Raw genomic sequence first — 25173 nt, forward strand, 5'->3', positions numbered from 1 at the left:
GGCATCCACGCATGGCGTGGATCTACTGAGGGCGGGGCGCTGTCCGCGTCCCGCAAGGAGTTTCACATGTCCCGTACTGTTCCCGCCCGTGGCGCGCTGGTCGCCTGGGCCTGCCTGACCGTGGCGATCGTTGCCGAAGTGGTCGGCACCTCGTTCATGGCCCATGCCGCCCGCGATGGTGGCTGGACCGGCTACCTGATCATGGCCGGCGCGTTGGCGCTGTCCTATTACTTCCTGGCCCTGTCGGTCCGCCGCATCGCGGTCGGTGTCGCCTATGCGGTGTGGGAAGGCCTGGGCCTGACCCTGCTGACCGTGGTCGGCCTCACCGTGTTTGGCGAGAGTCTGTCGCTGCAGCAGCTGGCCGGCCTCGTGCTGGCGGTGGTCGGCATCGTCTGTGTCACCCTCGGGGAGGCGCACTGATGAATACCCTGGCCCTGTTTTTCGTGATCTGTTCCGCGCTGATCGACGTTGCCGCCAACATGATGGTCGCCAAGTCGGAGGGCTTCCGCCGCTGGCGCTGGGGCGTCGGCGCGGTCGTCATGGTCTGGATCGCCTTCGCCCTGCTGGGCCAGGCGGTGCGCTACATGGACCTGGCCACCGCCTATGCGATGTGGGGTGCAATCGGCGTGATCGGTACCGCCACTTGCGGCCGCCTGCTGTTCGGTAACCGCCTGCGGCTGATCGGCTGGGTTGGCATCGCCCTGGTCACGGCGGCGGTACTGCTGCTCAGCACCGCCAAGTAGCAGCACGCCCAGTCGCGAGCGGGGCGGCGATTGTGCAGCGATTTGCGAAGTCGCCCCTGCTCATCGACACTGCGGTTTTCCACATGGAGTGCCCGCATGTTCAGCCACATCACCGTAGGAACGAACGACATGGAGGCCGCGCGTCGCTTCTACGACGCCCTGTTCGCCGCGATGGGGGCACGTGCGGGCGTATTCGACGAGAAGGGACGGCTGCTGTACTTCAAGGATGGGCGGATGTTCGGTGTAACCGCGCCGATCGATGGGCAGCCAGCGTGCCATGCCAACGGTGGCACCATCGGTTTCAGTCTGGGCAGTGCAGAGGCCGTGCGTGCCTGGCAGGAAGCTGGAGTGGCTCACGGTGGTACCGCCATCGAAGATCCGCCCGGCGTCCGCAACATGTCCGGTCGGCAGGTGTTCCTGGCCTATCTGCGTGACCCGGATGGCAACAAGCTGTGTGCGGTGCATGTAATGTCGTGATCGGACAGGATGCGCGTGGCCGCGCCGCAGGCGGTGCGCGCGGCCCGCGCAAGCAAGGGTGCGTCGCAGCGCGCGCGTGATACCACGGAATGAGCGGACGGGCCTGCGACCACAGGCCGCAACTTCATGCTCTGTCCACTGCGGTTCAGCCAGAATCGGTCGGCTAACCCTTTGATCTACCGGAGAACGCCGCCCCATGGAAGTACTGGAGCCGCAACAATCCCCGGTGCGCACCCTTCGGCCTGTGTTCGCCTTCGCGGCGATCGTTGTCGTGGCGTTCGCGCTGTTCGTCAGCCTGTTTCCGCTCGGCGCGGGCCGCCTTCTGCTCAAGGCACAGGACTGGGCCGCCCTCAACGTCGGCTGGTACTACCTGCTGGCCATGACCCTGTACCTGGTGTTCGTGGTGGGCGTGGCGCTGTCCAAGTACGGTGGCATCAAGCTGGGTGCCGACCATGACGAGCCGGAGTTCAGTTACCTCTCATGGGCCGGCATGCTGTTCGCCGCCGGCATCAGCATCACCCTGTTCTTCTTCTGCGTATCCGAACCGCTGACCCACTACCTGCAGCCGCCGCAGGGCGATCCGGCCGCAGGCGAGGCCGGCGCGCGCCAGGCCATGCAGCTGCTGTTCCTGCACTGGGGCCTGCACGGCTGGGGCGTGTTCGCGCTGGCGGCGATGGCGATGGCCTACTTCGCCTATCGCCACAACCTGCCACTGGCCCTGCGCTCGGCGCTGTACCCGCTGATCGGCAAGCGCATCAATGGCCCGATCGGCTACACCGTGGACGCGCTGGGCATCGTCGCCACCGTATTCGGCATCGGTGCCGACATGGGCTTCGGTGTGCTGCACCTCAATGCCGGCCTCTCGCACCTGTTCGACATTCCGCACTCCAACCTGGTGCAGATCATCCTGGTGGTCAGCATGATGGGCGCGGCCGTGGCCGTGGCCGTGTCCGGCGTCGAGAAGGGCGTGCGCTGGATGGCCAACATCAACATGCTGCTGGCGATCGCGCTGGTGCTGTTCATGCTGTTCGCCGGGCCGACGCAGTACCTGTTCGGCACGCTGATGCAGAACCTGGGCGACTACCTCGGCAGCGTGGTCGGCAAGAGTTTCGATGTGTATGCCTACGGCGGCCGACCGGAATGGCTGGGCGGCTGGACGGTGTTCTACTGGGCCTGGTGGATCGGCTGGGCGCCCTTTGTCGGGCTGTTCATCGCGCGCATCTCGCGCGGCCGCACCATCCGCGAATTCGTGTTCGGCGTGCTGCTGATCCCGCTGGGTTTCACCCTGGCGTGGCTGTCGATCTTCGGCAACAGCGCGCTGGACCAGGTGCTGCACCACGGCCAGCAACAGTTGGCGCAGCTGGCGGTGGATGATCCACCGACCGTGCTGTATGCGCTGCTGGACGGCTACCCCTGGAGCCGCGCGGTGATCACGGTGACAGTGCTGGTCAGCTTCATCTTCTTCGTGACCTCCGCTGACTCGGGGGCGGTGGTGTTGTCCACGCTGTCCTCGCATGGCGGCGCACCCGAGGATGATGGTCCGCGTTGGCTGCGGGTGTTCTGGGGCACGGTGATCGCGGTGCTGACCGCGGGCCTGTTGCTGGCCGGCAGTATCGACGCACTGAAATCGGCGGTGGTGCTGGCGTCGTTGCCGTTCTCGGCGATCCTGTTGTTGATGATGTGGGGGCTGACCCGCGCCTTCAGTGACGAATCGCACCGCAAGCGCGCGCTGCAGTACCGGCCATCGCCGTTGATCGGAGACGATCGCCATCACCAGGGCTGGCGCCAGCGCCTGAGCCAGGCGATGCATTTCCCGGTGCGCGACCAGGTCTACCGCTTCATGGATGACACGGTGAAGCCGGCGATGGAAGCGGTGGCCGAGCAGCTGCGCGGGCAGGGCTGGGACGTGGCCACGCGCTTCGAGGCGGGCGACATGGAGTTGACGGTCAACCATGGCGAGCAGCAGGACTTCCTGTACCGGGTGATCCTGAGCGGCTACCTGACCCCGTCGTTTGCCGCGCAGCAGCTGCGCAACCAGCGCTACTACCGCGCCGAGGTGCACCTGTTCGAAGGCAGCCAGGATTACGACCTGGTGGGATACAGCCGAAAGCAGATCATCAACGACATCATCAGCCAGTACGAACGGCACCTGCAGTTCCTGCACCTGAGCCGGTGATGCACATTGATGGTAGTGCCGGCCGCTGGCCGGCAACGCGTACGGGGCGGCGCATCACCGCCGCCCCGTTGGTGCATCAGAACCGGTAGCGCGCGCCCAGCGAGACGAACTGCCCGCGCAGGTTGTACTGGCTGATGTCGAAGCCGTTGGAGCCACCGGCCGGGTCGAACGGCGGGTCCTTGTCGGTCAGGTTCAGCACCGACAGCGACAGCGTGGTGTTGGCAATCCCTTCGTACGCCACGTACAGGTCCAGCTGGTGGTACGGCTTGACGCGGTCGCGCAGGCCCGGGTTGCTGGTCGCCGTCGCCACGCGCTGGTCGTAGCCGCTCACGTACTGCAGGCTCAGCGTGCTGCTCCAGTCACCGACCGCCCAGTTCAGCGACGTGGTGCCGCGGGTGCGCGGCAGCGCGCCGTGGCGGTTGTTGCCGGCCCCGTCATAGGGCGACTGGCCGGCCACCAGCGGCTGCTTGAAACTGAGCAGGTGGGTCCAGCTGCCGGCCACGGTGAAGTTGCCCCAGCCGTCGGTACGGAAGATGCGGCTGGCGTCCAGATCCAGGCCCGAGGTGGTCAGTTCGCCCTGGTTGGCGTACTGGTTGGTGATGAACTGGATGCGTCCCTGCGCATCACGTTGCACGCGACCGGGGAACAGCGTCGGGTTGTCGACGATGAACTGCGCGCTGTCCGGCTTGACCAGGTTGTCCTGCTCGATGCGGTACCAGTCCACGCCGATGCTGGTATCACCATCCGGCGACCACACTGTACCCACGTTGAAATTGCGCGAGCGTTCGGCCTTCAGGTCCGGGTTGCCGGTGCGGATGTTGGTCACGCCACGGCTGCCGCCGGGTTGCAGGGGGTCCAGCGGATCGATCACCGAGCCGTAGCTGACGGTCTGGCCGGGCGCGATCTCCGGCAACGAGGGCGCGCGGAACCCGCGCGAGAACGAGCCACGCAGCAGCAGGTTGTCCAACGGCTGCCAGCGCAGCGCCACCTTCGGCGAGAACGCCTTGCCGAAGTCATCGTAGTGATCGCCGCGGCCGGCCACCTGCAGCTCCAACGTGCGGTGCAGTGGCACGCTCAGTTCGGCATAGGCGGCACTGACCTGGCGCTCGCCATTGACCACGTTGATGGCCGGACGCAGTTCGGTGCCCGACAGCACCTGTGCACTGGTACGCGCATCCAGCGACTCCTTGCGGAACTCGGCGCCCCAGGCGAAGCCGACCGCACCGGCCGGCAGCTCCCACAGCGAGGTCGAGGCCTTCACGTTCAATGAGTGCAGCCTGTACCAGCCCGGGCGCTTGGTCTGCAGGCGCAGTGCATCCAGCGCGCCCGGCGTGCTGGACGGGTTGAGGAAGTTGTAGCTGCCATCGCGCAGGATCTGTTCGAACGCGTAGCGGTTGACGAAATTGTCCACGTACTCGCGCTGTGCACTCTGCGAGGTCAGCGCCGCCACTTCCCAGTCCCAGCGTTCACCGCTGCCGCGCACGCCCGCCAGGGCACGGTAGAACACCTGCGTGTTGTCCTTCAGGCGCGGGCCCAGATCGAAGAAGGTGTACTCGAACGGCAGCGGCGTGCTGCCCGGGTTGTTGGGATCGCCGACCGGCAGCACCGCCGGCACGTCGATGAGCGTGCCGGTAGCCGGGTTGTAGGCACGCAGGCCGGGGCCAACGGTCAGCGGCGCACTGAAGATCTGGTCGGCCTTGTTGTGGCTGTACAGCACGTCGGCGAAGGCTTCGACGCTGTCGTTTAAGCGGTAGGTCGCGCTCAACGACGCCTGCAGGCGCTCGGCGCCGGACTGCAAGGTCTTGAACGGCTGCGCGTTGAAGGCGCAGGCCTGGCCGGGCAGGGTGCTGCCGAAATCGCTGTAGGGACGCAGCTGACTGCCATCCGGGCAGTTGGCGAACGGTTGCGGCGCGCGCGGGTTGGACAGCCAATTGCCACCGGCGGTGGACCAGCCGGCCAGGCGTCCGCCGGGCTTGTCGCGGAAATCGCCGCTGCGGGTATAGGCGCGCTGGTCGGCGTCGAGGCGATCACGCTTGAGCAGGTCCAGCCCGAACAGCACGTTCCAGCCCTGCTGCTCCAGGTCGCCGAAGCCGGCCAGCAGGTTGGCCTTGCGTTCGTCCAGGCCGCCCTGGGTGGCGGTACCGAAGCCGCCGCCGACTTCCACGCCCTGGAAGTTCCTGCGCAGGATGATGTTGATGACACCGGCGATGGCGTCGGAGCCATACACCGCCGAGGCGCCGTCCTTCAGCACTTCGATGTGTTCCACCGCGCTGATCGGCAGCGCGTTGAGGTCGACGAAGGTGTCCTGGGTATTGAGCGCGAAGCCGAAGTTGGACACGCGGTAGCCGTTGACCAGCACCAGTGTGTTCTTCGGCGACAGGCCACGCAGGCCGATCGAGGCCGAGCCGGCGGCGAAGCTGCCGGTGTACTGCTCGTCGAAGCTGTTGCCGGCATTGGCCGACAGGTTGCGCAGCACGTCGGTGAGGGTGGAGCGGCCGGTCTGCTCGATCTGTTCGCGGCTGACGATCTGCACCGGGTTCGGCCCGGCGGTGTCGCTGCGTTTGATGTTGGAGCCGGTCACCAGCACGGTGCCCAGGGTGGTGCTGTCCTTGCCGGCATCGGCGGTTTCAGCGGCTCCGGCAGCGCCGGCGGTGAGGCCGAGCGCGATCGCGCCGGCAAGCAGGTTCAGGGTGGTGCGGGACATGGAAGCGACAACGCTGAACGGGGGAGGAGCCGTCAGTACCGCATGCAGGTACATGCGCCTTCCAATGACGAAAGCGCATTCAGTTATACATCACAGGTTCTTAACGAAAGTCGGTGCCTCCGTTGGAGCAGACCCACTCGGTGGGTGCCGGACCGATCTTTGGTGGGTGCGGACCGTTGGTCCGCACGCCCCTGTAGAGCCGAGCCTACGCTCGGCTCCACACACTGGCCGGAAACAGCCGAGCATGGCTCGGCTCTACAGAAGGCAATGCCAGCCCATCAAGGCCGCAGCAGCACCTTGCCGTTGCGGCCCGAACCGGCCCCGGCCTTCGCCGCCTGGGCGATGTCGTCCAGCGCGAAGATCTGCTCCACCGGCAAGGTCAGTTCGCCGCTCGCCGCACGCTTCAGCAGTTCGCCAACCAGCCGGCGCTTGTCCTCCACGGCCATCGCCTGGCTGACCTTGCTGCCCCAGAAGCCCTTCACCGTGGCCTCCTTGTAGATCAGGCCGCCGGCCGGGATGCGCATCGGTTCGCCGCTCATCACCCCGAACGACACCAGCGTGCCGTGGTGGCCGAGCAGGTCGACCAGGTCACCGCTGGCGTCGCCGCCGATGGAATCCACGGCGGCCGCCGCCTGTGCTTCGCCGGTCGCTTCACGAACGCGATCCTTCCAGCCGTCCACCGAGGTGTCGAACACATGATCGATGCCCAGCGCCTGCAACTGCGCGACCGCATCGGCGTTGCGCACCAGGTTGGCCACATGCACGCCACGCGCCTTTGCCAACATGGCCAGCGACTTGCCGACCGCGCCGTTGGCGGTGTTCTGCACGATCCACTGGCCCGGCTCGACGTGCAGGAATTCCAGCAGCATCAGCGCGCTCAGCGGCATCGCGATCAACTGTGCGGCCATCTCGTCCGGAATCGCCTCCGGCATCGGAATGACCATGCGTGCCGGTGCAATGAACGCTTCGGCCCAGGTACCGTGTACCGAGGCTGCGGCGACGCGTTGGCCGATCTGCAGGCCGTCGACGCCGTCGCCCAGTGCGTCGACCACGCCCAATGCTTCGCTGCCGCCAATCGCCGGCAGCGTCGGCTTGTAGCCATACAGCCCGCGCACGGTCAGCAGGTCGTGATTGTGGATCGAGGCCAGCACGGTGCGGATGCGCACCTCGCCGGGACCAGGCTCGGGCAGGGCGGCATCGGCAATGGCGAGGACGTCGGCCGGGTTGCCGAAGGAGGAGTACTGGGCAGCGCGCATGGGCGGTGTTCCGGGGAAAGTGGATGTTGTACCGAACTGGGGACGCAGGGCATGTCGACAAGGCGTCGCTGCTGCAACACGGCATCCTGCGACTGATCGTCGCGACATGTGCTGATTACCGCATCTTGTGTTGACGGTTCGAGATGTCCCCACTATGTTGTGGCCGTCACTCCCGGTCAGCCGCCGCCGCCGGACATGCAGCAAACGTCCCGCGGCCCGCCCCTGAAGGCTTGCCGTGTCGACGCGGCCGCCATCGTGCGGACGCAGGTCGCCCCCACGGCCCGGATACCGGCCGCAGGCGCAGGCAGATGCCGACGACCTACGTTCCCGTGCCCTGGCAATCCACCCGTTCGCCCCGTGCGCCGGTATCGCGTTCAGGGCCGCCATGGCATCGACCGCCAACGCGCGTGCGAGCCTGGAGTTTCACCACCATGACCGACAGTACCTTCCGCGTGGCCGATCTGGCCGGCGCCGGCGACGCCTTGCGCGCCGGTGGCGAGCGCGTGCCGACCTGGATCACCAAGGAGGCCGGCAACCGCCGCCTGCCGTTCGAGGCCGAGCGCCTGCAGCGCAGCATCGACGCCGTGCATGCCGAGTTCCCGCAGCTGGACGTGAGCGACTATCGCCGCGTGGTGCAGGCGATGGTCGAGCGCAAACCGAGCATCAGCGCCGACGACCTGGTCGATCTGCTGATCCGTGAGGCCGAATCGCGGGTGGACCTGGTTGCACCCGAGTGGGAACAGTTTGCCGCGCGCATCTACCTGCGTCGCCTGTACAAGCGCGCCAGCCGCAACCGCTTCTACGATGTCGGCCTGAAGTACGGTTCGTATGTGGGCCTGCAGGAGAGCTTGGCTGACCGCGGCATCTACAGCAACGACATCCTGCGCTGCTATTCCAAGGAAGAGCTGCAGCAGGCCGGCGAGATGATCGACCCGGAACGCGACCGCCTGTTCGCGTACAACGGCCTGTACCTGCTGGCCACGCGCTACCTGGCCAGCGATCGCAGCCGCGAGGTCTACGAACTGCCGCAGGAGCGCTGGCTGACCATTGCGCTGTACCTGATGCAGGAGGAAAAGCCGCGCGAACGGCGCATGCAGCTGGTCGGTGAGGCGTACTGGGCGCTGTCCAACCTGTACATGACGGTGGCCACGCCGACCCTGGCCAACGCCGGCAAGGTCGGCGGCCAGCTGTCCAGCTGCTTCATCGACACGGTGGACGACAGCCTGCAGGGCATCTATGACTCCAACACCGATATCGCCCGCGTGTCCAAGCACGGTGGCGGCGTCGGCGCCTACCTGGGCTATGTGCGCAGCAGCGGCGCGCCGATACGGGGCGTGGCCAATTCCTCCGGCGGCGTGGTGCCGTGGATCAAGCAGCTCAACAACACCGCGGTGTCGGTCGACCAGCTTGGCCAGCGCAAGGGCGCGGTGGCGGTGTACCTGGACATCTGGCACCGCGATATCGAGGCCTTCCTGGATCTGCGCCTGAACAACGGCGACCAGCGCCTGCGCGCGCACGATGTGTTCACCTCGGTGTGCGTGCCCGACCTGTTCATGGAAGCGGTCGAGCGCCGCGCCGACTGGTACCTGTTCGACCCGCACGAGGTGAAGCAGGCCAAGGGCTGGTACCTGCAGGACTTCTACGATGAGACGCGCGGCGCGGGCAGCTTCCGCGACCGCTATGCCGAACTGGTGGCCGACGAGCGCATCAGCCGCCGCACGGTGAAGGCGATCGATCTGTTCAAGCGGATCATGCTCAGCCAGTTGGAGACCGGCAATCCGTTCCTGTTCTACCGCGACGAGGTCAACCGCCGGAACCCGAACAAGCACGCGGGCATGATCTATTCCAGCAACCTGTGCACCGAGATCCTGCAGAACATGAGCCCGACGCGGATGATCCAGGAGATCGTCAGCGGCGACCAGATCGTCACCACGCGCCGCGCCGGTGACTTCGTGGTCTGCAACCTGTCTTCGATCAACCTCGGCCGGGCAATCAGTGCGCCGGATGACCTGCTGGCCACCGATGTGCTGGAGCGCCTGATCCCGATCCAGGTGCGCATGCTCGACAACGTGATCGACCTCAATGCGTTGCCGGTGCCGCAGGCCACGATCACCAACCGCAAGTACCGCGCCATCGGCCTGGGCACGTTCGGTTGGCACCACCTGCTGGCGCAGCAGGCGATCCAGTGGGAGTCACCGGATGCCGAGGATTTGGCCGACCGTCTCTACGAGCGCATCAACTTCCTGACCATCCAGGCCAGCGCGCAGCTGGCGAAGGAGAAGGGCAGCTATCCGATGTTCACCGGCAGCGATTGGCACCACGGGCGTTACTTCCGTGACCGCGACTACACTGGCGCCGCATGGGACAGCCTGGCCCGCGAGGTCGCCACGCACGGCCTGCGCAACGGCTGGCTGCTGGCGGTGGCGCCGAACATGAGCACCGCGCAGATTGCAGGATCCACGGCCTCGATCGACCCGATCTACAGCGCGTTCTACTACGAGGAAAAGAAGGACTTCCGGCGGCCGGTGGCGGCGCCGGGCCTGTCGCTGGAAACCTGGTCGTACTACGAGAAGGGTGCCTACAAGGTCGACCAGTTCGCCAGCGTGCGCCAGAACGCCCGCCGCCAGCGCCATGTCGACCAGTCGATCAGTTTCAACCTGTACGTGCCCAGCACCATCCGTGCGAGCACGCTGCTGGAGCTGCATCTGACGGCCTGGCGCGAAGGGCTGAAGACCACCTACTACGTGCGCTCCAACGACATCGACATCAGCGAATGCGAGTGGTGCGCCAGCTGACCATCCACGGTAGCGCCGGGCCACGCCCGGCGAGCGCATCGCGCGGCCGTCGCACATTCCGCCGGGCATGGCCCGGCGCTACCCCCTGCAGGTAACACCATGGCAACTCCCCTCGACCGCATCAAGATCCTCGAACCACGCCACCCCAACCGCAGCACCGGCATCATCAACGGCCAGACCAGCGGCATCCTCAACTGGAACGATATCCCGTACCCGTCGTTCTATCGGGCCTACAAGGAGCTGTCGACCAACTTCTGGATTCCCGACGAAGTGGACATGAAGCTGGATGCGCGCCAGTACGGCGAGCTGTCAGGGCGCGAAAAGAACGCCTACGATTCAATCATCGGCCTGCTGGCCACGCTGGATTCACCGCAGACGCGCTTCATCTACAACGTGGCCGAGTACATCACCGACCCGGCCGCGCATGCCAACGCAGCCATCATCGGCCAGCAGGAAGTGATCCACAACGAGAGCTACAGCTACGTGCTGGCCTCGATCACCGACCTGCCGAACCAGAACCGCATCTTCGAGATCGCTCGCACCCACCCGACCATCATCAAGCGCAATGCCCCGATCATGGGTGCGTATGACGATTTCATGCGCGAGAAGACCGCCGAGACCCTGCTCAAGTCGTTGATCCAGTCCTCGATCCTGGAGGGCATCAATTTCTATTCCGGGTTCGCGTACTTCTACAACATGGTGCGGCAGAACCGCATGAACGGCACCGGCAAGATCATCAGCTTCATCAACCGCGACGAGCTGGCGCATACCAAATTCATCAGCGAGCTGATCCGCGCCATCATCGGCGAGAATCCCGAGCTGCAGACCAACGAGCTGACCGCCTACGTACACCAATCGTTCGAGCATGCCATCGAGCTGGAGACGCAGTGGTCGTCGGAGGTGCTGGATGGTATCGACGGCATCGACGTGGACGAGATGGTGCGCTACGTGAAGTACCGCGCCAACAAGATGGCCGGCATGCTCGGCATCGAGCGCCTGTACATCGACACCACCGACAACGTGATGCCGTGGATCAAGGCCTACGCCGACAACTTCACCGAGACCAAGACCGACTTCTTCGAGATGCGCAATGCAAGTTACAAGAAGACCAACGTCGACAACGGCTTCGACGATCTCTGAGCCTGGCGCCGTGCTGAGCATCCTGGTGGTGGTCGCCTCCCTGAGCGGCAACACCCGCGAACTCGGCCGGCAGATTGCCGAACGCTGCCGCGTTGCCGGTCATGCGGTGTACTGGCAGGAGGCCGACGACCTGCGCCAGGCACCGCCGCTGGCGGCCGATGAGGCCGACCTGGTGCTGCTGGGCTGCTGGACCGACAACGCCGGCCGCACGCCGGCGGAGATGAAGGCATGGGTGGCCGGCATCGCCGAGCGCGGCGAGCGGCCACGGCAGCTGGCGGTGTTCGGCACCGGTGAAACGCAGTGGGGGCAGGAGTACTACTGCGGCGCCGTGCACCGGCTGATCCGCTATTTCCGCAGCGACTATCCGCCGCTCGAGATCGAGCAGATGCCGCATGGCGAGCGTCACGCCGCAGCCATCGACGCCTGGACCGATACGGTCCTGGCCCACTACTGGAGCAACCCCGATGCAGATCATCGACGCCACCACGCCTGAGCAGTTCCAGCAGCTGCTGGCCGAACATCCGCGGGTGCTGGTGGATTTCCACAAGGACCAGTGCCCGGGCTGCCGGATGCTGGAGATGTCGTTGCATCGCGTGGCCAACAGCGTGGCGGGGCAGGGCACGACCCTGCTGCGCGTGCAGCTGGAGGTGCTGGGTGAGGCGTTCTTCAGGGAGCTGGGACTGCGGCAGACGCCGACGCTGTCCCTGTTCCGTGATGGTAACGAACGCACGCGCCTGGCCGGGTTCCAGTCGCCGCAGCAGATCGAGGCCGCGATCGCGTTGCATTTGTAGAGCCGAGCCCATGCTCGGCTGCCGTTCGCGCGGTGAGCGATGAGTCGAGCATGGCTCGACTCTACAAGGGCATCCACGCGTGGCGTGGATCTACCGGGGCAGGGTCCGTGCTTTGGCGTCAGGCTCCGCTGAAGGTATCCACCAGCAGCTTCACGTTCAACACCACGATCACCAGCGCGATCACCCAGGCGATCGCGCCGAGCCAGCGCGGTGCCACCAGCGCCCCCATCGTCACCTTGTCGGTCACGATCCGCACCAGCGGGATGATCGCAAACGGCAGCTGCATCGACAGCACCACCTGGCTCAGCACCAGCAGCTTCACCGCGCCCTGGTCGCCGAACAGCAGGATCACCACCACCACCGGAATGATCGCCAGCGCGCGCGTGATCAGCCGACGCAGCCACGGCGGCAGGCGCAGGTGCAGGAAGCCTTCCATCACGATCTGGCCGGCCAGCGTGGCGGTCACTGTCGAATTCAGGCCCGAGGCCAGCAGGGCAATCGCAAACAGTGTCGCCGCCGCGCCCACGCCCAGCATCGGCGCCAGCAGCTGGTGCGCCTGCTCGATGTCTTCCACATCGAAACGGCCATTGGCATGGAACACCGCCGCCGCCAGGATCAGGATGCTGGCGTTGATGAACAGTGCCAGCGTCAGCGCGAGGGTGCTGTCGGTCACCGCCCAGCGCAGCGCGCTGCGACGGCCCTCGTCGGTGCGCGGATAGGCGCGGGTCTGCACGATGGAAGAATGCAGGTACAGGTTATGCGGCATAACCGTGGCGCCGATGATGCCGATGGCGATGTACAGCGCGTGCGGATCAGTCACTACCTGCGCGCGCGGAATGAAGCCGCCCAGCACGTCCATCACCGGCGGTGCGGCCAGCGCGATCTGCACCATGAAGCAGCCGAAGATCACCATCAGCAGCGCGATCACGAAGGCTTCCAGCGCACGGAAGCCGCGGTTCATCAGCAGCAGCACCAGCAGTGTGTCCAGGGCAGTGATCACCGCGCCCCAGAGCAGTGGCAGGTCGAACAGCAGCTTCAATGCGATCGCGGTGCCGATCACCTCGGCCAGGTCGCAGGCGATGATCGCTGCCTCGCACAGCGCCCACAGCGCCAGGTTCACCGGCTTCGGGTACCGCGCGCGGCAGGCCTGCGCCAGATCCATGCCGGTGGCGATGCCCAGCCGTGCCGACAGCGCCTGCAGGATCACCGCCATCAGGTTGGAGATGAGGATGACCGACAGCAGCAGGTAGCCGAAGCGCGAACCGCCGGCGAGGTCGGTGGCCCAGTTGCCAGGGTCCATGTAGCCGACCGAGATCATGTAGCCCGGGCCAAGGAAGGCCAGCAGGCGGAACCACCAATGGCCCCTGTCGGGCACCGCAACCGAGGCGTTGAGCGCACCCAGGCTGGCCGGAGTAGAGGCCGAAGGGTCGTGGGGCGCCAGGGTGTTCATGGGTCCGAATATAGCTCCTGCTATAGTCATTAGCAATGTGAAACAATCGTCTTTATCGCGTTACTGGTCCAGAATTCAGTTTCAAAACCGGAGTAGACCGGAAGGACAGGCGCAGGCGTGGGCAAGACCGACGATTCGACATCGCTGAAAAGCACCCCCTTGATCGAGGCTGAGCGCCAGGTGGAGAGCTTCCGGCAAGTGCGCGAAGCGCACCGGATGGAGCTGGTGGAGGACTATGTCGAGCTGATCTCGGACCTGCTGGCCGACGGCGGCGAGGCCCGCCAGGTCGACATCGCCACCCGCCTGGGCGTGGCCCAGCCCACCGTGGCGAAGATGCTGCGGCGCCTGGCCCGCGATGGCTGGGTGGTGCAGCGACCGTACCGCGGCGTGTTCCTGACCCCGGAAGGCGAGGCGCTGGCCCATGCCAGCCGCCAGCGGCACCAGACCGTGGAGCGTTTCCTGCTGGCGCTGGGCGTGGACCCTGACACGGCACGGCGTGATGCGGAGGGTATCGAGCACCATGTGAGCGAGCAGACGCTGGCGCTGTTCGAGGCGTTCGTGCGCAAGGCCGAGGGCGGCTGAGCCACGTTTCCTGTAGAGCCGAGCCATGCTCGGCTGCTGTTCGCGCGATGACAGGGAGCATCCACGCATGGCGTGGATCTACAATCCAGGCGGGCAGCGCGCCTGCTGCTGCGCGCACGCCCGTTTCGTCCATTCCTTCAACACCGCTTGCAGGCCTTCATAGCGCCGGCCTTGCCAGCCATTGGCCAGCACCGTGCCGTCGGCATCGATCAATACCAGATTCGGCGGTGCCAGCCCGGCCAATGCCTGCAGGGCCGGCATGCGCGCAGCGCGGCGCGGGTCAAGCACCGGCCACGGCATGTCCTGCGCGTGCATGTAGCGGCGCAGCGCGCTCTCGCTCTCATCCTGGCTGACGTACACCGCTTCGGTATCGGCGCCGGCTTGGCGCAGGGCATCACGCACGCTGCGCAGCGTGGGTACGAAGGCATGGCACGGTGCACACCAGTCGGCACCGAAGTACAGCGCCACCAGTTTCGGCGGCTGTGTCCATTGCATCGGTCGCAGCGAGCGCTGTTCCGGCCGCATCAGCGAGGCCGAGACCTGCGCGTGCAGGTCCGCAGCCATTGCGGGTGCGGCCAGCAGCACGGCACAGGCCAGCAACAACGCTCGCAGAGCTTCAGAACGCATAGCGCAGGTTGACGTACCACGAACGCGCGAAGCGCGGCCCGTAGACATAGTCGCTGTCACGCAGCGCGCCCACTTCCAGATCTTTCTGGCGCTGATCGAACACGTTCTTGACACCCGCGGCCACCGACACTTCCTGCTGCGCCTGCGCGCCCAGATGGCGGTGCCAGCGAGCACCAAGATCGGTGACCAGGAAGGAACGCGTACGGTGCAGCTCGCCCAACCGGTTGTTCAGCACCGACATCGGCCCGGTATGGCGCAGCGCGACGAAGGTTTCCCACGGCTCGGCGGGCATCCAGCTGAGCTGCGCCAGGCCGGTCCAGCGCGGGGTCTTCAGGTAGTCGCGGCTTTCGATGATGGTGTCGCCACCGTCGCCGGTGTCGTCGAAGATGCGCTGCGGTTCGCGGAAGCGCGAGCGGTACCACGAGGCACCGGCGGTCAGGCGCCACTGCGGCGACGGCTGCCAGCCGAGGTTGGTTTCCGCCCCCAGCACGTTGGAGCCGGAGGCGTTGTAGCGCAGCTGGCTCAGTTGTCCGTCATCGCCGCGCTGGATCTCGCCCAGCGCGAAGGTGTCGCGGATGCGTGCATAGGAGGCGGTAGCATCCCAGCTCCACACTGGATTGGCCGGGTCCGAGCGCCAGTCGAAGCCGAACAGGGTGGTCAACGCGCGCTCTTCCTTCAGGCCATCGGTGTTGCGCACGCGCACCTGCTCGCCACCCAGCGTATCGACGTGCACGTCCTCGACGAAGATCTCCGGCGCACGGAAGCCGGTGGCGATGCCGGCGCGCCATTTCAGGTTGGGCGTGGCCTGCCAGGCCAGGGCGATGCGCGGCGAGAACACCGCGCTGTCCAGTTCCGAGCTCTTGTCCACGCGTGCGCCCAGTACCAGGTCGACGTTGTCACGCAGGCTCCATTCGTCCTGGATGAAGGCGCCCAGGTTGTGGAAGGTTGCATCTTCCAGCACCGCCAGGCGCTGCCCGTCACCGGTGCGGTTGCCGTCGCGCAGCGCCTCGTGCTTGTACTGCACGCCGAAGGCCAGCGCGTGCGCGCCCAGCCGCCAGTTCAACTGGCTGTCGATATAGTGCAGCGGGTTGTGGGTGCGGCCGTATTGGCGCCACGAACGCGAGGCCGCGCTGCCGGCCACGTTGGGATCCAGCTGCGACGGGTCATAGCCGGGTGCAGACGGATCGGTAACCACGTCGCCAAGACCGCCGTAGAAACTGTCGCGGTCGATGTCGGCGAAGGCGTAGGCCAGGCGGAAATCGACGTCGGCATTGATTTCCTGATCCCACGAAACGCTGCCGCGCCGGTATTTCGTATCCAGCGATTCGGCGATGTTGGCCAGGTATTCGGGCTGATCCAGTCGATTGCCGCCACGCCGGGTTTCATCGGTCACCTGCAGGTCCAGGCGCAGCCGCGTGCCCGGCGTGGGCGCGTACCAGGCCTGCAGCCCGCCGACCTTGAGGTTCTTGCGGGTGATCTCGGTGTAGCCGTCACCGTTGTAGTCGATGCCGCTGTTCCAGTTGCGCTGGGCAATCACTGAAAGCCCGGCGTCGGCATCTTTCGCCACCAGGTCCAGGCGCACGTCGGCATTCTTCTGCGGTGTGCCCTTCAGGACATCCACGCCGGCCTGCACATGGCCGCCGCTGCGCGCCGGCAGCGGCGGAATCAGGTTGATCACACCGGCCACCGCACCCGGGCCGTACAGCGCCGAGCCGCCGCCCTTGACCACTTCGATGCGGTCGACGAACCCGGCCGGGATCTGTTCCAGGCCGTACACGCTGCCCAGCGTGGACAACAGCGGGATGCCATCGAACAACAGCTGGTTGTAGGCACCGGGCAGGCCCAGCAGCTGCACTTCGCTGGTGTTGCAGTTCTGGCAGTTGCTTTCCACGCGCAGGCCGTTGATCAGCTCGGCGGCGCGCGAGAAGTCGGTGGCCGCGCGCAGCGCGATGTCTTCCTTGCGCAGCACTTCGGTGCGGATCGGGACATCGGATAGCAGGCGTTCGCTGCGGGTGGCGGTGCTGACCTTGACCTGCACGCGGTCCAGCTCGGTGGGCTTCGAGGTGGCGGCCAGTGCAGGCAGCGGCACGGTCAGGGCAATGGCGGCGGCCAGGGGCAGCCGATGGAAGAGGGGCGTGGCAACGGGCATGAGGGCGTCGTCCTTGGGAGAAGAAAGGCGGCGAGGGCGACCTGGCTGACGCATATGAAAGCAGAGGCTTATTAATATAGCAAGTGCTATATAACGAGGCTGAGGCAATTACGCTTTGGGTACCAGTCGAGTCAGATCATGCATGTGTTATAACATTACATAAAACGACCGCAACCCTGCCGGTGGTCATGTCCATAGGATGGAGTTGCCGTGTAGGCGCGCTCGGATCGTCAGCCGCGGCGGAATGCGGCGGGGGTCCGGGCGCCGACGATGATCATGCGGATCATCGTGGAGATCTGTTCGACCAGTTCCGGATCCTTCTCCGGCGGCAGGTCCATGGCGGTGGCGCCCATCGCGAACACCAGCCGGGTGATGGCCTTGGCTACCAGTTCCGGAGCGTGCAGCACCGCGCCATCCAGTGCGGCCAGGCGCACCAGGTCGTGCTGCAGCTCTTCTTCGAAATAGTGCAGTTCGCGCTCGACCGCATGCTTGAAGTCGTCCGAGCCGACCGCGCCTTCGCGCAACAGCACGTGCAGCAGCTTGTCGTCGGCGCGCAGCTGTTCCATGAAAGTCTCCACCGAGACCCGCACCACGCTGGTGGCGGTGGAGGTGGCGCGCTGGCGGGCCTCGCCGATGATGGTGCGCAGCGAGCGGCCGGCTGCGTCGATCAGCGCTACGGCCAGTTCGTCCATGTCGCGGAACTGCCGGTAGAAGCTGTTCGGCGCGATGCCGGCCTCGCGTGCCACTTCGCGCAGGCTGAGCGTGGACAGGCTGCGGTGCGGCCCGATCAGCTTCAGGGCGGCGGCCAGCAGATCTTCGCGGCTCACCGTACGGCGGGCCGGGCTGTTGGCATCTTCAGGCGTCGACAAGGCGGTGGCGGCGGCCATGGGGGTTCCGGTGGGGCGAGGCTGAATCATACCCAATCCGGTTCAATATACACATGTATACACAGGTGTATGTGCGCCCGTATAGTGCGCCCATGAGCGCTGTCGTCCGTCCGTCCCTGTTCTCTCCGTACCGCTGGGTCTCGCCGTCGCTGTTCGATTTCTGGGCGGGCCAGCTCAATCCCCTGTGGACCCTGCGCGAGCCGGTGGCCCGACTGGTCCGGCGCGAGCCGGCCGGCGAGGGCGCGGCGACCCTGGTCCTGCGCACCAACCGGCACTGGGCCGGCATGCGCGCCGGCCAGCACGTCACCCTGGGCGTCGAGATTGAGGGGCGCCTGTGGCAGCGCAGCTACAGCCCTACCGCACTGGGTCGGCGCGAGCTGGCGATCACCGTCAAGGCGATCGATGGCGGCCGGGTCAGCCAGCATCTGGTAAACCATGCACGCCCGGGCGAACTGTTCCGCCTCGATGCCGCCTTCGGCGAGTTCCATATGCCGGCCGCGGCGCCGGTGCTGCTGCTGGCTGCCGGCAGTGGCATCACGCCGATGCGCAGCCTGTTGCGCGACGCCTGCCAGCGCCCGCTGGCAGCACCGGTGGACCTGTTCTATTGGGAGCGCACCGCCGCCCATCTGCAGTTCCGTGATGAACTGCAGGCGCTGGCCGCGGCGCATCCGAACCTGCGCGTACATCTGCTGACCACCCGCGAGGGTGAGGCGCCGGCCGCGCGCATCGATACCCATGATCTGCAGGTGGCCGGCGATGACACGCCGCTGGCGCAGCGCCATGTGTTGGCCTGCGGTCCGGATGGCTTCGTTGCCGCTGCGCGTGAACGCCTGGCGCACCAGGTGGCTGGCTTCCAGGCCGAAGCCTTCACCCCGCCGGCGCCGCTGCGCGATGCCAGCAGCGAAGGCGAGGTGTCGCTGACGCTTGCGCGCAGTGGCCGCCAGCTGAGCGTGCCGCGAGGCCGCTCGCTGCTGGAAAGCCTGGAAGCGCATGGCATCAAGCCCAAGCACGGTTGCCGCATGGGCATCTGCAACACCTGCACCTGTGATCGCGTCAGTGGCGCCACCCGCCACCTTCGCACCGGCGACCTGCAGTCCGAATCGGCACAGCCGGTGCGGATCTGCGTGAGCGCACCGACCACCGACCTGACTCTGGATCTCTGAGGACGCCTGCCATGACCCGCGCTACCGACCGTGCCCTGAGCACCGCCGAGATGCATGCCTTCGGTGAGGAACTCGATGCGATCCGCGACCGTGTGATCGGCAGCCTCGGCGCCTCCGATACCCGCTATATCCGCCGCGTGGCCGCCGCCGTGCGCTGGTTCGGCGTGGGGGGCCGTGGCCTGCTGTTCCTGGCGGCCTTTTCGCCGCTGTTCTGGATGCCGCTGCTGTGGCCGGCCGCGATCACCGGCACACTGCTGCTGGCGCTGTCGAAGATCCTGGAGAACATGGAGCTGGGCCACAACGTCATGCACGGCCAGTTCGACTGGACCGGCGACCCCAAGCTCAATGGCAACACCTACGAGTGGGATATCGTTGCCACCGCCGACAACTGGCGCAAGACCCACAATTTCCGCCACCACACCTACACCAATGTGCGTGGCATGGACGATGACATCGGTTATGGCCTGCTGCGCATCTTCCCGGAACAGCGCTGGAAGCCGTTCTACCTGCTGCAGCCGATCATCGCGCCGATCTTCGCGCTGCTGTTCCAGTGGGGCGTGGCCGCGCAGGACCTTCGCCTTGGCCGCTGGCTGAAGGGCCGCATCAGCGGCCGTGCGATGTGGCTGCAGACCCGCCCGGTGGCGCGCAAGATGGCCCGCCAGGTGCTGAAGGACTACGTGTTCTTCCCGCTGCTGGCTGGTCCGTTCTTCCTCACCGTGATGCTGGGCAACCTGGTCGCCAACGGCCTGCGCAACATCTGGACCTACGTGATCATCTTCTGCGGCCACTTCACCGCCGAGTCGGAAACCTTCCCGAAGGAATGCCTGCGCAATGAATCGCGCGGTCACTGGTACCTGCGCCAGCTGCGCGGATCGTCCAACATCAGCGGCGGCTTCCTGATCAATGTGCTGTCGGGCAACCTCAGCCACCAGATCGAGCACCACTTCTACCCGGACCTGCCGGCCAACCGCTATGCGGCCATCGCCAAGGAAGTGAAGGAGATCTGCCGGCGCTACGGCCAGCATTACAACAACGGCTCGCTGCCGAAGCAGTTCGGCCAGGTGGTCTGGCGCATCCTGCGCCACGCTTTCCCGAGCAAGCCGCGCCGCCTGCCGATGCCGGACATCATGTCCGCACCGGCATCGGCCAACGCGGGCTGATCGACTCAGCCCGCCTTCGCCAGGGCCGCCTGTTCGCGGTCCAGGCGGCGCAGGAACACCTGCATTTCCTTGTGTGCCTGCTGGTCACCCTTGCTGCCGGCCACGCTCAAGCCGCGTTGCCATGCTTCGCGCGCCGCCTGCGGCTGGCCACTGGCCAGCCAGGCTTTGCCCAGCAGCTTCCACGCCGCGGAATACTGCGGATCAAGCACCACGCACCGGCCCAGATGGGTGGCCGCGCGCACCGGGTTGCCCGCATCCAGCCAACCCTTGCCCAGGCCGAAGCGCAGCAGCGCGCCGTCCTTGCCGTTGGCAAGCATGCATTCCAAGGCTTCGATGTTCATCCGCGCACCTCCACCAGCAGTTCGGTGGGGCCGGGCTGGAAGCGGCCACGATGGAACAGCAGCGGCGCGCCGCCGTTCTCGTGCACTTCGATGATGCGGCCAGCCAGCAGCAGGTGATCGCCCACCGGCCACTGTGCGTGGCGGGTACATGTGAGATGGGCGACCGCACCGGCGATGCGCGGTGGGGCGTCCTCGTCGTCATCCAGCAATGCCAGGCCATCGAAGCGGTTGCGCACCTGCGGATCGGCAAAGCGCCGGGCCAGCGCTTCCTGGTCGGCCGCCAGCACGCTGATCGCAAAGCGGGTGGCGCGCTGGAAGGTGGACAGGCTCTGCGCGTGCAACGCCAGGTTCCACAGCACCAGCGGCGGCTGCAATGACACCGGCACGAACGAATTGATGGTCAGGCCGATGGGTTTGCCCTGCGCATCGCGCGTGCAGACGATGGCCACGCCGGTAGGAAAGTGGCCGAGCAGCCGCCGCAGGGCCCGCGGCGGCATCTCGACCGACGGCACCGGGGCCGGGGCGGGGAAAACCCCCGCCCACGGCCCGGCGTACGGCAGCGTTTCGCCGCTCATGAGGCCCTGGCCTGGCGGTAGCGCCGGCCGACCTCGGCCCAGTTGATGATGTTGATGAACGCACCGATGTAGTCCGGGCGACGGTTCTGGTAGTGCAGGTAGTAGGCGTGTTCCCAGACATCCAGTGCGAGGATCGGGGTGTTGCCCGACAGGCCCACGGCTGCACCCATCAGCGGGCTGTCCTGGTTGGCGCTGCTTTCCACCTGCAGGCGGCCATCGCGATCGCTGGTCAGCCAGGCCCAGCCGCTGCCGAAGCGGGTCTGCGCCGCCTTGGTGAAGGCCTGCTTGAAAGCATCGAAACCGCCGAGGTCACGGTCGATGGCGGCGGCCAGTTCGTCATCGGGTGCACCACCGTTGGGGCTGAGCACGGTCCAGAACAGGCTGTGGTTGGCGTGGCCGCCGCCGTTGTTGCGGATGGCGCCGCGCTGCGCCTCGGGCACGGCATCGAGGTTGGCGATCAGCGCCTCGACCGGCTGCTCGGCGATGCCGGCCTGCTCGATGGCGGCGTTGAGGTTGTTGACGTAGGCCTGGTGGTGCTTGCTGTGGTGGATCTCCATCGTGCGCGCATCGAAATGCGGCTCAAGGGCGTCGTAGGCGTAGGGGAGCGGGGGAAGCGAGTACGACATCGAAGCAATCTCCGTGGGGAAGGCCAGAGGGCTGGCCGTGGGGAGACTGTTATCGCACCTCAACATTGGTTGAGGTCAAGGGGCGGGATTGAGGTGCGTGCGCGTTCATCGCTTTGATTCTTCCTGCAGGACAGCACGAGCGAAATGGTAGTGCCGGCCGCTGGCCGGCATGCCGGCAAGGTCGAGTTGCCGGCCAGCGGCCGGCACTACCAGAACCCGCTTTTCGAACCTCACCGGCGCGCTGAAGTGCTGCCCGCGCTCGCAGGAAACGGTCCGGTGGCGGGGGGAGGGGCTGGCCGGGACCGTTGGCGCCATGGATGGCGCCATCGAGCCCCCAAGGATGGGTTTACGGCGTGTCCCGGCCAGCCCCTTCCCCCGCCACAACCGGTATCAACAAAGGCGCCGGCAGGCGAACCAGCCGCCGGCGTTTTCATCAACTCAACTCAACCAATCCTTGCAGGCGCCATCCACCTGCTCCCCGCACGCCTGCTGCATCCGCTGCTGCAACCGCGCCAGCGTCTCCGCGCCCTGGTGCTTGCCGCTCCACGCCTTCAACTGCCCGGCCAGGCGCTCGAAGCGTTGGCGGGTGCGCTGGTGGTAGCCCGACGGCTGTGCCTCCAGCTCGGCGATCAGCGAGGCGGTCGCCTGCTCGATGCGTGGTGCATCGTCCGGTGCCAGCTTCAGCAGGCCTTCCACATACAGCACGCCCCACTGCACGCGGGTGGCTGGGCCCTGCGCACCGTCGTAGGCACGCTTCAACCACTCCAGCGCACCGGCGGTGTCGCCGCGCTGCTCGGCCAGTTCGGCCAGCTCGGGCATGTAGTAGTACGGCTGTTCGCTGCGCTTCAGTTCCGCCAGCAACAGCGACTCGGCGCCTGCGTCGTCGCCGACCTGGCGTAGTGCGTAGACCGCGCTGCTGATCGTGGCCTGGCGCGCATGCGCATCGGTGGCGGCAGCGTCGGCAGCAGCCACGCGCTGCTTGACCCGATCAACCAGGGCCGCGGGCAATGCGCCCTTCGGCTGCTGCTGGCGGGCCAGCGACACTTCGGTCAACGCACGCGACAATGCGTCGTCGGCGCGGTCGCCGCGCTCGGCGTCTGCCCGCTCCAATGCCACCAGCAGCTGCTGTTCCAGCGTGTTGCTGGTGGCCGGCCCGGCACTGGCCTGCTTGACCAGCTGCACGCCTGCATAGCCCAGCAACTCACGGTTGCGGCGGACTTCGGCGGGCTGCGCCAGCACGGCCTGCAGCAGCTCGCGTACTTCGGTGGGCGAGGCATCAGGTTTTTCGGCCGTTGCCAAGGCCAGCAGAGCGAAGCGGCGCTGCAGGGCAGCGTCGGGTGCGGCCTTGGACAACTGGCGCAGCACATCCTCGCTGCTGCGCTCGCCGGCCAGGCGGTTGGCGTCCACTTCCCAGCCGTAGTCGCCCAGCACCTGCCAGTCTTCTGCGGCCAGTCGGTCCGGCGTTGCCAACGCGGTGGCCAAGGTGGCGGCAACAGCACTGCGGCGGCCTGCGGCGACGGTCAGTGCCCGGGTCAGTTCGGTGGCATCATTGCCGCCGGCCACGCGGGTGATTTCGTTGCGCTTTGGGTCCAGCACGATCAGGGTCGGATAGCCGCGTACGCCGAAGCGCTCACCCCAGGCTTGCGCACCTTCCTCGTCGCCATCCAGGTAGACGGGAACGAATTTGCTGGTCAGCGCGATGAAGGCCGGGTCCTTGAACAGGCCCGCCTTGAGCTGGTTGCACGGTGGGCACCAGACGGCGCCCCAGTACAGCAGCACCGGCTTGCCGCTGTCGGCGGCCTCGGCGAAGGCATCATCGACATCGCCCTGGCGCCAGGCGATTGCCTTGGCCGGCGCGGGCACCTCGGCGGAGTTGGCGATGGAAACCGGGGCCGGGGTGCAGGCGCTCAACGCCGAAGCCAGCAGCAACATAGAAAGCGCGACGCGCATCGGCAGCATCTCGAAGGGCAGGGTGACAGGCCATTGTAGGAACGGCCGGGGAGCCTGCTGATTCAGTTTGCTCATGACGGGCGTGCCGCAGGGCATGACGCACGCCGGGTATTGGCCGGCGGATGCCTTCAGGCCGCTGCCCGCACCATCTGCTGATACACCAGCCCATTGAACTCGCCGACGTCGCCGTCCAGCACGAAGCCATAGCGCAGGTAGGTTGGCACTGCATTGAGTGAGGCGCGCACGGTCAGCACCGGCTCGCGCACCTGCGGGAGCACCGCGTCGAACAAAGCATGGCCGATGCCTTGGCCCTGGTAGCTGGGATCGACGAACAGCATCGCCAGGTGCCGGCCTTCCTTCAGTTCGATCACGCCGACGACGCGGCCGTCCTGCTCGGCCACCAGGATGTGGTTGTCGCCGTGTAGGCGCGCGCCGAACGCTTCGGCCGCGGCGACGCTGCCGAAGGTGGCGATGCCGGCCGCGCTGAGCGAAGGTGCGACCGCCGCAGTGAAGGCAGCCAGGCACACCGTGCTGATCGCGGGCAGGTCATCGACGTGGGCAGGGCGGATCGTCGGCATGCAGTGTTCTTCCGGTGGTGGGCGGCGCGTCATTGTTGCCGCAGGCCTTCACGCTAAGCTGGCGGCATGAGTGATTTCAATCCCGCGTACGCTGCCTTGTTTCCGCAGCAGGGTCTGAGCCTGGGCCTGATGACGCCCGTGGCGTCGCATGGGTTGGCCGATCCGCGTGAGGCGCGACGTATCGCGCGACTGGCCGATGACCTGGGCTTTGCCGCGTTGTGGACGCGCGACGTGCCGCTGATGGTGCCGCAGGGTCCGGACGCGACAACGAGCGCGTTGGACGACCCGTTCCTGTGGCTGGGCATGCTGGCTGCGGCGACCGAGCGCATCGTGGTCGGCAGCGCGGCCATCGTGCTGCCATTGCGCCATCCGCTGCAGGTGGCGAAGTCGGCCTTGAGCCTGGACCGGATCAGCGAAGGCCGCTTCGTGCTGGGCCTCGGGTCTGGCGATCGGCCGGAAGAGTTCGCGGCATTCGGCGAATACCTGGAGGGCAGGGCGGCGACGTTCCGTGAGCGCTGGACCTTGTTGCGCGCGGCGTTGTCACCGGAGGCTGAAGAAAGGGTCGCGGTAGTGCAAGCCACCGGTGGCTTCGACGTACTGCCGGCCCCGGCCACGCGCATTCCGATGCTGGTGGTGGGCACTGCGCGGCAGAGCCTGCAGTGGATCGCACGCGAAGCCGAAGGCTGGGCCACCTATCACCGCGAAGAGGCCGCGCAGGAAGGGCGCATCGGCCTGTGGCAACAGGCGCAGGCGCAAGGCGCTGGGCCAGGCAAGCCGTTCGTGCAGTCGATGCTGCTGGATCTGCAGGCCGATCCGCACGCACCGCCCGAGCCGCTGCCACTGGGCCTGAAGGTCGGCCGCGACGGCTTGCGTGACTACCTGCTGCGCGTGCATGCGCAGGGCGTGGGGCACGTGATGTTCAACCTGGTCGACAACGGGAGGCCGATGGACGCGGTGCTGCGCGAAATTGGAGAGCAGGTGCTGCCGGATGTGCTTCGGTAGG

General features: G+C 66.6%; 23 protein-coding genes. 12 read left to right on the forward strand and 11 right to left on the reverse strand.

From position 1 onward, the window contains the following. Positions 1-66: 66 nt before the first annotated feature. The 4 genes from AC5P65_RS08805 to betT all read left to right on the forward strand — a co-directional run bounded on the left by AC5P65_RS08805 (position 67) and on the right by betT (position 3396). Positions 67-420: an SMR family transporter gene (locus AC5P65_RS08805; RefSeq protein WP_019659945.1), complete on the forward strand. Its 354-nt coding sequence runs from the start codon at positions 67-69 to the stop codon at positions 418-420. Further along, on the forward strand, positions 420-743 hold the full coding sequence (locus AC5P65_RS08810) for a DMT family transporter (RefSeq protein WP_021204274.1): 324 nt from the start codon (positions 420-422) through the stop codon (positions 741-743). The genes AC5P65_RS08805 and AC5P65_RS08810 overlap by 1 nt, the downstream gene beginning before the upstream one ends. 96 nt (positions 744-839) lie before the next feature. Further along, positions 840-1220, forward strand: a complete 381-nt coding sequence (locus AC5P65_RS08815; RefSeq protein WP_058982339.1) for a VOC family protein — start codon at positions 840-842, stop codon at positions 1218-1220. A gap of 196 nt (positions 1221-1416) precedes the next feature. Next, on the forward strand, positions 1417-3396 hold the full coding sequence (gene betT, locus AC5P65_RS08820; protein ID WP_111098135.1) for a choline BCCT transporter BetT: 1980 nt from the start codon (positions 1417-1419) through the stop codon (positions 3394-3396). Between the two features lie 76 nt (positions 3397-3472). Here betT and AC5P65_RS08825 read toward each other — a convergent pair whose 3' ends face one another. Next, positions 3473-6100 (reverse strand): TonB-dependent receptor, encoded by a 2628-nt coding sequence (locus AC5P65_RS08825; protein ID WP_111098154.1) that lies wholly within the window; start codon positions 6098-6100, stop codon positions 3473-3475. Between the two features lie 278 nt (positions 6101-6378). Beyond that, positions 6379-7356: a zinc-binding dehydrogenase gene (locus tag AC5P65_RS08830; RefSeq protein WP_111098134.1), complete on the reverse strand. Its 978-nt coding sequence runs from the start codon at positions 7354-7356 to the stop codon at positions 6379-6381. Positions 7357-7787: 431 nt separating this feature from the next. Here AC5P65_RS08830 and AC5P65_RS08835 point away from each other — a divergent pair, with 431 nt between their 5' ends. The 4 genes from AC5P65_RS08835 (at position 7788) to AC5P65_RS08850 (ending at position 12082) form a co-directional block, all read left to right on the forward strand. Then, positions 7788-10151: a ribonucleoside-diphosphate reductase subunit alpha gene (locus tag AC5P65_RS08835; RefSeq protein ID WP_111098133.1), complete on the forward strand. Its 2364-nt coding sequence runs from the start codon at positions 7788-7790 to the stop codon at positions 10149-10151. 99 nt (positions 10152-10250) lie between these two features. Next, a complete protein-coding gene (locus tag AC5P65_RS08840) occupies positions 10251-11291 on the forward strand; it encodes a ribonucleotide-diphosphate reductase subunit beta (protein ID WP_111098132.1) in 1041 nt (346 codons plus the stop codon). Positions 11292-11316: 25 nt separating this feature from the next. After that, entirely contained in the window at positions 11317-11784 is a 468-nt protein-coding gene (locus tag AC5P65_RS08845) for a flavodoxin (protein ID WP_111098153.1), read from the forward strand. Next, entirely contained in the window at positions 11756-12082 is a 327-nt protein-coding gene (locus AC5P65_RS08850; protein WP_111098131.1) for a thioredoxin family protein, read from the forward strand. Before AC5P65_RS08845 ends, AC5P65_RS08850 begins: the two co-directional genes overlap by 29 nt. Positions 12083-12200: 118 nt before the next feature. Here the strand turns inward: AC5P65_RS08850 and AC5P65_RS08855 are convergent, their stop codons facing one another. Further along, positions 12201-13532 (reverse strand): Nramp family divalent metal transporter, encoded by a 1332-nt coding sequence (locus AC5P65_RS08855; RefSeq protein WP_111098130.1) that lies wholly within the window; start codon positions 13530-13532, stop codon positions 12201-12203. Between the two features lie 117 nt (positions 13533-13649). On the opposite strand from AC5P65_RS08855, the gene mntR reads away from it, so the two are divergent. Continuing rightward, complete coding sequence (gene mntR, locus AC5P65_RS08860) at positions 13650-14114, forward strand: manganese-binding transcriptional regulator MntR (protein WP_019659934.1); 465 nt, start codon at positions 13650-13652, stop codon at positions 14112-14114. Between the two features lie 78 nt (positions 14115-14192). On the opposite strand, the gene AC5P65_RS08865 is transcribed toward mntR, so the two are convergent. The 3 genes from AC5P65_RS08865 to fabR form a co-directional block, all read right to left on the reverse strand. Continuing rightward, positions 14193-14741 carry a thioredoxin-like domain-containing protein gene (locus tag AC5P65_RS08865; RefSeq protein ID WP_111098129.1) on the reverse strand — a complete coding sequence of 183 codons (549 nt, stop codon included), beginning with the start codon at positions 14739-14741 and terminating at the stop codon, positions 14193-14195. Continuing rightward, positions 14731-16890, reverse strand: coding sequence for a TonB-dependent receptor plug domain-containing protein (locus AC5P65_RS08870; RefSeq protein ID WP_180833041.1), 2160 nt, complete (start codon positions 16888-16890; stop codon positions 14731-14733). The genes AC5P65_RS08865 and AC5P65_RS08870 overlap by 11 nt, the downstream gene beginning before the upstream one ends. 230 nt (positions 16891-17120) lie before the next feature. Then, entirely contained in the window at positions 17121-17777 is a 657-nt protein-coding gene (gene fabR, locus AC5P65_RS08875; protein WP_005409961.1) for an HTH-type transcriptional repressor FabR, read from the reverse strand. A 92-nt stretch (positions 17778-17869) separates the two neighbouring features. On the opposite strand from fabR, the gene AC5P65_RS08880 reads away from it, so the two are divergent. Beyond that, entirely contained in the window at positions 17870-18940 is a 1071-nt protein-coding gene (locus AC5P65_RS08880; protein WP_180833040.1) for a ferredoxin reductase, read from the forward strand. 11 nt (positions 18941-18951) lie between these two features. Then, positions 18952-20100 carry a fatty acid desaturase family protein gene (locus AC5P65_RS08885; RefSeq protein WP_111098126.1) on the forward strand — a complete coding sequence of 383 codons (1149 nt, stop codon included), beginning with the start codon at positions 18952-18954 and terminating at the stop codon, positions 20098-20100. A 5-nt stretch (positions 20101-20105) separates the two neighbouring features. Here the strand turns inward: AC5P65_RS08885 and AC5P65_RS08890 are convergent, their stop codons facing one another. From AC5P65_RS08890 to AC5P65_RS08910, 5 genes are all read right to left on the reverse strand, one after another. Beyond that, positions 20106-20441 (reverse strand): tetratricopeptide repeat protein, encoded by a 336-nt coding sequence (locus tag AC5P65_RS08890; protein ID WP_021204259.1) that lies wholly within the window; start codon positions 20439-20441, stop codon positions 20106-20108. Continuing rightward, positions 20438-21016: a flavin reductase family protein gene (locus AC5P65_RS08895; RefSeq protein ID WP_021204258.1), complete on the reverse strand. Its 579-nt coding sequence runs from the start codon at positions 21014-21016 to the stop codon at positions 20438-20440. Before AC5P65_RS08895 ends, AC5P65_RS08890 begins: the two co-directional genes overlap by 4 nt. Continuing rightward, on the reverse strand, positions 21013-21642 hold the full coding sequence (locus tag AC5P65_RS08900; protein ID WP_111098125.1) for a superoxide dismutase: 630 nt from the start codon (positions 21640-21642) through the stop codon (positions 21013-21015). The genes AC5P65_RS08895 and AC5P65_RS08900 overlap by 4 nt, the downstream gene beginning before the upstream one ends. Positions 21643-22080: 438 nt before the next feature. Beyond that, positions 22081-23601, reverse strand: a complete 1521-nt coding sequence (locus tag AC5P65_RS08905; RefSeq protein ID WP_495215516.1) for a thioredoxin family protein — start codon at positions 23599-23601, stop codon at positions 22081-22083. 119 nt (positions 23602-23720) lie between these two features. Further along, complete coding sequence (locus AC5P65_RS08910; RefSeq protein WP_111098083.1) at positions 23721-24170, reverse strand: GNAT family N-acetyltransferase; 450 nt, start codon at positions 24168-24170, stop codon at positions 23721-23723. Positions 24171-24236: 66 nt separating this feature from the next. Between AC5P65_RS08910 and AC5P65_RS08915 the strand changes: the two genes are divergently transcribed. Continuing rightward, entirely contained in the window at positions 24237-25172 is a 936-nt protein-coding gene (locus AC5P65_RS08915) for a TIGR03571 family LLM class oxidoreductase (RefSeq protein WP_111098084.1), read from the forward strand. The last annotated feature ends 1 nt before the right edge of the window (position 25173 follow it).

This window comes from Stenotrophomonas sp. YJH_SMC_48-3, from assembly GCF_059369375.1.

What these genes read in the sequence shown, in the direction of transcription:
- AC5P65_RS08865 (WP_111098129.1), bottom strand. Translation starts at nt 14,741, where the DNA reads ATGCGTTCTGAAGCTCTGCGAGCGTTGTTGCTGGCCTGTGCCGTGCTG.
- AC5P65_RS08895 (WP_021204258.1), bottom strand. Translation starts at nt 21,016, where the DNA reads ATGAGCGGCGAAACGCTGCCGTACGCCGGGCCGTGGGCGGGGGTTTTC.
- AC5P65_RS08810 (WP_021204274.1), top strand. Translation starts at nt 420, where the DNA reads ATGAATACCCTGGCCCTGTTTTTCGTGATCTGTTCCGCGCTGATCGAC.
- AC5P65_RS08910 (WP_111098083.1), bottom strand. Translation starts at nt 24,170, where the DNA reads ATGCCGACGATCCGCCCTGCCCACGTCGATGACCTGCCCGCGATCAGC.
- AC5P65_RS08830 (WP_111098134.1), bottom strand. Translation starts at nt 7,356, where the DNA reads ATGCGCGCTGCCCAGTACTCCTCCTTCGGCAACCCGGCCGACGTCCTC.
- AC5P65_RS08870 (WP_180833041.1), bottom strand. Translation starts at nt 16,890, where the DNA reads ATGCCCGTTGCCACGCCCCTCTTCCATCGGCTGCCCCTGGCCGCCGCC.
- AC5P65_RS08890 (WP_021204259.1), bottom strand. Translation starts at nt 20,441, where the DNA reads ATGAACATCGAAGCCTTGGAATGCATGCTTGCCAACGGCAAGGACGGC.
- AC5P65_RS08905 (WP_495215516.1), bottom strand. Translation starts at nt 23,601, where the DNA reads ATGCTGCCGATGCGCGTCGCGCTTTCTATGTTGCTGCTGGCTTCGGCG.
- AC5P65_RS08880 (WP_180833040.1), top strand. Translation starts at nt 17,870, where the DNA reads ATGAGCGCTGTCGTCCGTCCGTCCCTGTTCTCTCCGTACCGCTGGGTC.
- betT (WP_111098135.1), top strand. Translation starts at nt 1,417, where the DNA reads ATGGAAGTACTGGAGCCGCAACAATCCCCGGTGCGCACCCTTCGGCCT.
- AC5P65_RS08815 (WP_058982339.1), top strand. Translation starts at nt 840, where the DNA reads ATGTTCAGCCACATCACCGTAGGAACGAACGACATGGAGGCCGCGCGT.
- AC5P65_RS08855 (WP_111098130.1), bottom strand. Translation starts at nt 13,532, where the DNA reads ATGAACACCCTGGCGCCCCACGACCCTTCGGCCTCTACTCCGGCCAGC.
- AC5P65_RS08915 (WP_111098084.1), top strand. Translation starts at nt 24,237, where the DNA reads ATGAGTGATTTCAATCCCGCGTACGCTGCCTTGTTTCCGCAGCAGGGT.
- AC5P65_RS08825 (WP_111098154.1), bottom strand. Translation starts at nt 6,100, where the DNA reads ATGTCCCGCACCACCCTGAACCTGCTTGCCGGCGCGATCGCGCTCGGC.
- AC5P65_RS08850 (WP_111098131.1), top strand. Translation starts at nt 11,756, where the DNA reads ATGCAGATCATCGACGCCACCACGCCTGAGCAGTTCCAGCAGCTGCTG.
- AC5P65_RS08885 (WP_111098126.1), top strand. Translation starts at nt 18,952, where the DNA reads ATGACCCGCGCTACCGACCGTGCCCTGAGCACCGCCGAGATGCATGCC.
- fabR (WP_005409961.1), bottom strand. Translation starts at nt 17,777, where the DNA reads ATGGCCGCCGCCACCGCCTTGTCGACGCCTGAAGATGCCAACAGCCCG.
- AC5P65_RS08840 (WP_111098132.1), top strand. Translation starts at nt 10,251, where the DNA reads ATGGCAACTCCCCTCGACCGCATCAAGATCCTCGAACCACGCCACCCC.
- AC5P65_RS08835 (WP_111098133.1), top strand. Translation starts at nt 7,788, where the DNA reads ATGACCGACAGTACCTTCCGCGTGGCCGATCTGGCCGGCGCCGGCGAC.
- AC5P65_RS08900 (WP_111098125.1), bottom strand. Translation starts at nt 21,642, where the DNA reads ATGTCGTACTCGCTTCCCCCGCTCCCCTACGCCTACGACGCCCTTGAG.
- AC5P65_RS08805 (WP_019659945.1), top strand. Translation starts at nt 67, where the DNA reads ATGTCCCGTACTGTTCCCGCCCGTGGCGCGCTGGTCGCCTGGGCCTGC.